This window comes from Promicromonospora sp. NPDC060204 (assembly GCF_042728455.1).
Taxonomy (GTDB): domain Bacteria; phylum Actinomycetota; class Actinomycetes; order Actinomycetales; family Cellulomonadaceae; genus Promicromonospora.
Map to the genome: position 1 here is coordinate 1 of NZ_JBHWZO010000328.1, position 6,074 is coordinate 6,074.

Genomic DNA, 6,074 nt, shown 5'->3' on the forward strand with positions numbered 1-6,074 from the left:
CCGGTTAACCGGTGCGCCGCAGCTCTTTCTCGTTCGGCGGGCGTTCCGCGGGCGTTCCGCCGACGTTCTGCGCGTCCCGGCCGCTACCCCTTCTCGGCCGCCGCGATCGCCTTCGCCAGCTCCGCCTGCAGCGGCTTGACCGTCTTGGTGTCCGGGTGCAGGTCCAGGGCGCGCAGGTGCTGCTTCGCCTCGAACACCCGGTCGGCCTCCAGCGCCGCCAGCACGAGGTGCTTGCCGACGACGGGCGAGTGCTCCCGCACCCGCCAGTGGCCCACACCCAGGCCCAGGGCCTCGACGGGCATCCCGTTGGCGCGCAGGATCGCCAGCCCCTCGGCCAGGGCGTTACCGTCCGGGTCCCGCTCGGCGGCGGTGATGAACCGGCGGACGGCGCCCTCCGGGTCGTCGGCCAGCGACAGCCGGCCCAGCTCGATCAGCGGGTACCAGCCGCGCGGGTGCCCGGCCAGCTCCTCGGCGAGGGACCAGACCGCAAGGTCGGCCTCGCGCTGCCTCGACTCCGGGATCTCCTCCGAGTAGTCCCGCAGCGGGTCCTCCAGCGTCGGGTCCTCGGCGGCCCGCCGGCGGACGATCTCCGCCAGGGCGGCGAACGCCTCCTCGTTGTTGGGATCGTCGGTCAGCTGCGCTCGTAGCGCGTCCTCGTGTCCCACGTCCCCACGCCGGGGTGCCGACGGTGACGGCCGGCGGGCCCCGACCGTGGACGCAGACAAGGGCCGACGGATGAGTCGACGGAGCCGGTGCATCAGGGCCATGCCTCGACCCTACAGTTTCTCACCCGCACTCACTGGAGGAGCACTGTCGCGAAAGTCCGTTTGTGGACTCCCCACAACTGAGGCTCGTATGCTGCCGGGGTGCCAGCAACGCGACGGGCCGCTCGAGGCAGCGCCCAGAAGACCGACCGGGAGGCCGGGCAGGCGACCGACCGCAGCGCCGACCAGGACGCCGGTCAGGCACTCGACGCGGGCCCCGAGGGCACCCCGGAGCCCGACGCCGGTCTGGACCCCGCCGGCTTCCCGATGAACCTCCAGCGCGTCCGCGAGGCCAGCGGCGTGCTCACGGCGGCGGCGATGCGCCGCCTCGACGAGGACCTCAACTGGTACCGCGACCTTCCTGCCGAGGACCGCTCCTACGTAGGCCTCGTCGCCCAGGCCGGCATCAACGCGTTCACCTCGTGGTTCACCGACCCGAACCGGCCGCCGCACGGCGTCAGCGAGATCTTCGCCGCGGCGCCCACCGAGCTGACCCGCTCCATCTCGCTCCAGCACACGCTGCAGCTCGTGCGCGTGGTGGTCGACGTCGTCGAGACGCACTCCGACCGGATCGCCGCCCCCGGCGGCGAGCGCGACCTGCGCGAGGCCGTGCTGCGCTACTCCCGCGAGGTCGCGTTCTCCGCGGCCGAGGTCTACGCCCGCGCCGCCGAGTGGCGCGGCGCCTGGGACGCCCGCCTGGAGGCGCTGGTGGTCGACGCCCTGGTGCGCGGCGACGGCGACGACTCCCTGCGTTCCCGCATCTCGGCCCTCGGCTGGAGCGGCCGGGGCAACGCGCTCGTGGTCGTGGGGCTGGCGACCGAGGAGCTCGACGAGATCCGCACCGCCGAGATCCGTCGGGTGGCCCGCCGCGCCGCGGGCGACGCCCTCGTCGGCATCCACGGCGACCGGCTCGTGCTCGTGCTCGGCGGCGAGGGCGACCTCGTGGCCGCGGCGACGTCGCTGATGTCGCGCTTCGGCACCGGGCCCGTGGTGATCGGCACGCAGGTGCCCAGCCTGACCGACGCCCCGCGCTCGGCCCGCTCCGCGCTCGCCGGCCTCACGGCCGCGCCGGCGTGGCCGCAGGCGCCCCGCCCCGTCATGGCGGACGACCTGCTGCCCGAGCGCGTGCTGACCGGCGACTACACGGCCCGCGCCACGCTCATCGCCCAGGCGTTCACCCCGCTGCAGGACGCCGGCGGCGCCGTGCTGGAGACCCTCTCGGCCTACCTCGGCACCGGCCGCTCGCTGGAGGCCGCCGCCCGCCATCTGTACGTTCACCCCAACACCGTGCGCTACCGCCTGCGCAAGGTCTCCGAGATCACGGGCTGGGACCCGCTCGACGCCCGCGAGTCGTTCGTGCTGCAGGTGGCGCTGGCGCTGGGCCAGCTCGGCCGGGGCTGAACCCGCCGAGACGTACGTCACTAACCTGCGCCCGATTCGGGCGCCTTGTAGGTTCCCGACAAGGGCCCCCGACCAGGTTGGTACAGGTCGCGACGTCCCGGGAGCGGCTCGGGTTGGCAGAGTGGACGCGTGCTCGCCGTCGTCTGCCCTGGACAGGGCTCTCAGACCCCCGGGATGCTCAGCGACTGGCTCGAGCTGCCCGGAACCGAACAACGCCTTGCGGCAGCCTCCGAGGCCGCCGGCCTGGACCTCGTGGCCCACGGCACGACGTCGGACGCGGACACGATCCGCGACACCGCCGTGGCCCAGCCGCTGATCGTCACCACCTCCCTGCTCGCGCTGCGCGCCCTGCTCGACGGCCGCGCCGCCGCGGACGTCGTGGACGTCACCGCAGGCCACTCGGTCGGCGAGCTGTCGGCCGCCGCGGTGGCGGGCGCCCTGACCGACGACGGCGCGGCCGGCCTGGTCGCGCGCCGCGCCCGGGCGATGGCCACGGCCGCCGCCGCCGCGCCGTCGGGCATGAGCGCCGTCGTGGGCGGCGACCCGGACGAGGTGCTCGCCGCGATCGAGGCCGCGGGCCTGTGGCCCGCCAACGTGAACGGCGCCGGCCAGACGGTCGCCGCGGGCGCCCTGGAGGATCTCGCCAAGCTGGCCGAGAACCCGCCGACCCGCGCCCGCGTGATCCCGCTGCAGGTGGCCGGCGCGTTCCACACGCCGTTCATGGACGCGGCGCGCGCCGAGTTCGAGCCGGTGGCCCTCGACTGGGACGCCGCCGACCCGGCGCTGCCGTTCCTCGCCGACCTGGACGGGACCGCCTACACCGGCGGCACCCACGGTCACGGGACCGGCGCCGACGTGCTGCGCAACATCGCGGGCCAGGTCACGGCCCCGGTGCGCTGGGACCTGATCATGACGAACCTCGCCGAGCGCGGCGTCACGGGCCTGCTGGAGCTCGCCCCCGGCGGCGTCCTGACGGGTCTGGCCAAGCGCGGCCTCAAGGGTGTCGAGACGGTGGCGGTCAAGTCGCCCGCCGACCTCGACGCGGCCCGCGAGCTCATCGCGGCACACAGCAACGCCCTTTCCACCGGCACGAGTGCGACCGGAGCAGCCCAGTGACCACCCTGCAGCAGGCCCAGCCCACGCAGTTCTCGAAGATCCTCGCGATCGGCGCGGAGCGCGGCGAGCTCGTCGTGACGAACGACGACATCGCAGGCCCCATCGACTCCTCGGACGAGTGGATCCGCCAGCGCACCGGCATCGTCACGCGCCGTCGGGCGGGTGCCGACAAGGACGTGCTCGACCTGGCCGAGGCCGCCGCGAAGAAGGCGCTGGAGTCCGCCGGCCTGGTCGGCGCCGACATCGACGCGATCATCCTGTCGACGATCACGCACATGCACATGACGCCGTCCGGGGCCGCGATCCTGGCCGAGCGGATCGGCGCGACGCCCGCGGCCGCCTACGACGTGTCGGCGGCCTGCGCCGGCTACGCGTACGGCATCGGCCAGGCGGACGCCCTGGTCCGGGCCGGTCTGGCCCGGCACGTGCTGGTGATCGGCGCCGAGAAGCTCAGCGAGATCATCGACCCGACCGACCGCTCCATCTCGTTCCTGCTGGGCGACGGCGCGGGCGCCGCGATCGTCGGCCCGTCTGACACGCCGGGCATCGGCCCGACGGTGTGGGGCTCGGACGGCTCCAAGGCCGACGTGATCCGGCAGACGCACTCGTGGACCGAGTGGCGCGAGGACCCCTCGCTCGGCTGGCCCACGCTGCGCCAGGACGGCCAGCCGGTCTTCAAGTGGGCGAGCTTCCAGATGGCCCCCGTCGCCGAGAAGGCCATGGCGGAGGCGGGCGTGACGGCCGAGGACATCCAGGTCTTCATCCCGCACCAGGCCAACATGCGCATCATCGACCAGATGAAGAAGCAGCTCGGCCTGCCCGACAGCGTGGTGATCGCGCGCGACATCGCCGAGACCGGCAACACGTCCGCCGCGTCGATCCCGCTGGCCGCCGAGCGGCTCCTGTCCGAGGGACAGGCCAAGTCCGGCGACCTCGCCCTCCAGATCGGCTTCGGCGCGGGCCTGGTCTACGCCGCACAGGTCGTGGTGCTGCCGTAGCCAGGGTGCGGCCGGGGTCGCGGGACCGCCCGTTGTGCATTCCGGTCGCAGGATGCGCCAAGATCTGACCAGCAAGACTCCGGTGCCCGACGGCGCCGGTGACCGTTAACGAAAGATAGGAAGTCCCATGGCCAACACGGACCAGGAGATCCTCGAGGGCCTCGCCGAGATCGTCGCCGAGGAGACGGGCCTCGACACGGCCGACGTCCTGCTCGAGAAGTCCTTCACGGACGACCTCGACATCGACTCCCTGTCGATGATGACCATCGTCACGCACGCCGAGGACAAGTTCGGGGTTCGCATCCCGGACGAGGAGGTCAAGAACCTCGCGACCGTCGGCGACGCCGTGAGCTTCATCAAGGGCGCCCAGGACTGAGCCGCCCCCCGACGGCGGCGGCGCGGCCGGCTGAGATCCACCGGCCCGCGCCGCCGTCGGGCATCCGCTGCCCACCAGGCAGCACCCAGAGAGCACCTGCCCCCTTCGTCCCACCACCCTCGGGAGCATCATCATGACCTCCGCACGCGAAGTCGTCGTCACGGGCCTCGGCGCCACCACACCGCTCGGCGGTGACGTGGCCTCCACGTGGGAGGCCGCGCTCGCCGGCGTGTCCGGTGCGCGCACCCTGGAGAACGACTGGGCCGAGAAGTACGGGATCCCCGTGACCTTCGCCGCCACCATCAAGGTGGACCCGGCCGAGGTCCTGTCCCGCCCCGAGACCAAGCGCATGGACCCGTCCGCGCAGTACGCGATCGTCGCGACCCGCGAGGCCTGGGCCGACGCGGGCAGCCCCGAGGTCCCGGGCGAGCGGCTCGGCGCCGTGGTCTCGTCCGGCATCGGCGGCATCCAGACCATCCTGGACGGCTGGGACACGCTGCGTGAGCGCGGCGCCCGGCGCATGCTGCCCATGACCGTCCCCATGCTCATGCCGAACTCGCCGTCGGCCTACGTGTCGCTCGAGCTCGGCGCCCGCGCCGGCACGCACGCGCTGGTCTCGGCCTGCGCCTCGGGCGCGGAGGCCGTGGGCTACGCCGTGGAGATGATCCGCTCCGGCCGCGCCGACGTCGTCGTCGCCGGCGGCACCGAGGCCTCGATCCACCCGATGCCGCTGGGCGCGTTCGCGGCGTCGCGCACGCTCTCGCTGCGCAACGACGACCCGGAGCACGCCTCCCGCCCCTACGACGTCGACCGCGACGGCTTCGTGCTCGGCGAGGGCGCGGCCGTGCTGGTGCTGGAGAGCGCGGAGCACGCCGCCGCCCGCGGCGCCCGCGTCTACGCCAAGGTCAGCGGCGTGGGCCTCTCGTCTGACGCGTACCACATCACCTCCCCCGACCCCGAGGGCACGGGCCAGGTGACGGCCATGCGCTTCGCCATGGAGGACGCCGGCGTGACGGCCTCCGACATCGTGCACGTCAACGCGCACGCCACCTCCACCAAGGTGGGCGACCTCACCGAGACGGCCTCGATCCGCAAGCTCTTCGGGTCGGACGCCGACCACGTGCAGCTCTCGGCCACCAAGTCGATGACCGGCCACCTGCTGGGCGGCGCCGGCGCCATCGAGTCGGTGTTCGCGATCAAGGCGATCGCCGAGCGGCTCGCCCCGCCCACGATCAACGTGGAGAACCCCGACCCCGAGCTGCAGGTGCCGCTCGTGCGCAACGAGCCGGCCAAGCTGCCGGGCGGCGACATCGCCGCGATCAACAACTCGTTCGGGTTCGGCGGGCACAACGTCGCCCTGGTGATCCAGAACACCTAGCCCGACACCGTCGGCCCCGTGTCAGACGCTCAGGTCACCCC

At 73.5% G+C, this 6,074-nt stretch carries 6 protein-coding genes; 5 read left to right on the forward strand and 1 reads right to left on the reverse strand.

Annotated elements, in window-relative coordinates; genetic code table 11:
• Positions 1–83: 83 nt before the first annotated feature.
• Complete coding sequence (locus ACFWEJ_RS26265; protein WP_377232118.1) at positions 84–665, reverse strand: hypothetical protein; 582 nt, start codon at positions 663–665, stop codon at positions 84–86.
• Positions 666–866: 201 nt separating this feature from the next.
• On the opposite strand from ACFWEJ_RS26265, the gene ACFWEJ_RS26270 reads away from it, so the two are divergent.
• From ACFWEJ_RS26270 to fabF, 5 genes are all read left to right on the forward strand, one after another.
• Positions 867–2,165: a PucR family transcriptional regulator gene (locus tag ACFWEJ_RS26270; protein ID WP_377232119.1), complete on the forward strand. Its 1,299-nt coding sequence runs from the start codon at positions 867–869 to the stop codon at positions 2,163–2,165.
• Positions 2,166–2,294: 129 nt separating this feature from the next.
• Positions 2,295–3,281, forward strand: a complete 987-nt coding sequence (locus ACFWEJ_RS26275) for an ACP S-malonyltransferase (protein WP_377232120.1) — start codon at positions 2,295–2,297, stop codon at positions 3,279–3,281.
• Positions 3,278–4,279 carry a beta-ketoacyl-ACP synthase III gene (locus ACFWEJ_RS26280; RefSeq protein WP_377232121.1) on the forward strand — a complete coding sequence of 334 codons (1,002 nt, stop codon included), beginning with the start codon at positions 3,278–3,280 and terminating at the stop codon, positions 4,277–4,279. Before ACFWEJ_RS26275 ends, ACFWEJ_RS26280 begins: the two co-directional genes overlap by 4 nt.
• A gap of 127 nt (positions 4,280–4,406) precedes the next feature.
• Positions 4,407–4,655 (forward strand): acyl carrier protein, encoded by a 249-nt coding sequence (locus ACFWEJ_RS26285; RefSeq protein WP_020014121.1) that lies wholly within the window; start codon positions 4,407–4,409, stop codon positions 4,653–4,655.
• Between the two features lie 133 nt (positions 4,656–4,788).
• Positions 4,789–6,033, forward strand: a complete 1,245-nt coding sequence (gene fabF, locus ACFWEJ_RS26290) for a beta-ketoacyl-ACP synthase II (protein WP_377232122.1) — start codon at positions 4,789–4,791, stop codon at positions 6,031–6,033.
• Positions 6,034–6,074: the final 41 nt, after the last annotated feature.

What these genes read in the sequence shown, in the direction of transcription:
- ACFWEJ_RS26285 (WP_020014121.1), top strand. Translation starts at nt 4,407, where the DNA reads ATGGCCAACACGGACCAGGAGATCCTCGAGGGCCTCGCCGAGATCGTC.
- fabF (WP_377232122.1), top strand. Translation starts at nt 4,789, where the DNA reads ATGACCTCCGCACGCGAAGTCGTCGTCACGGGCCTCGGCGCCACCACA.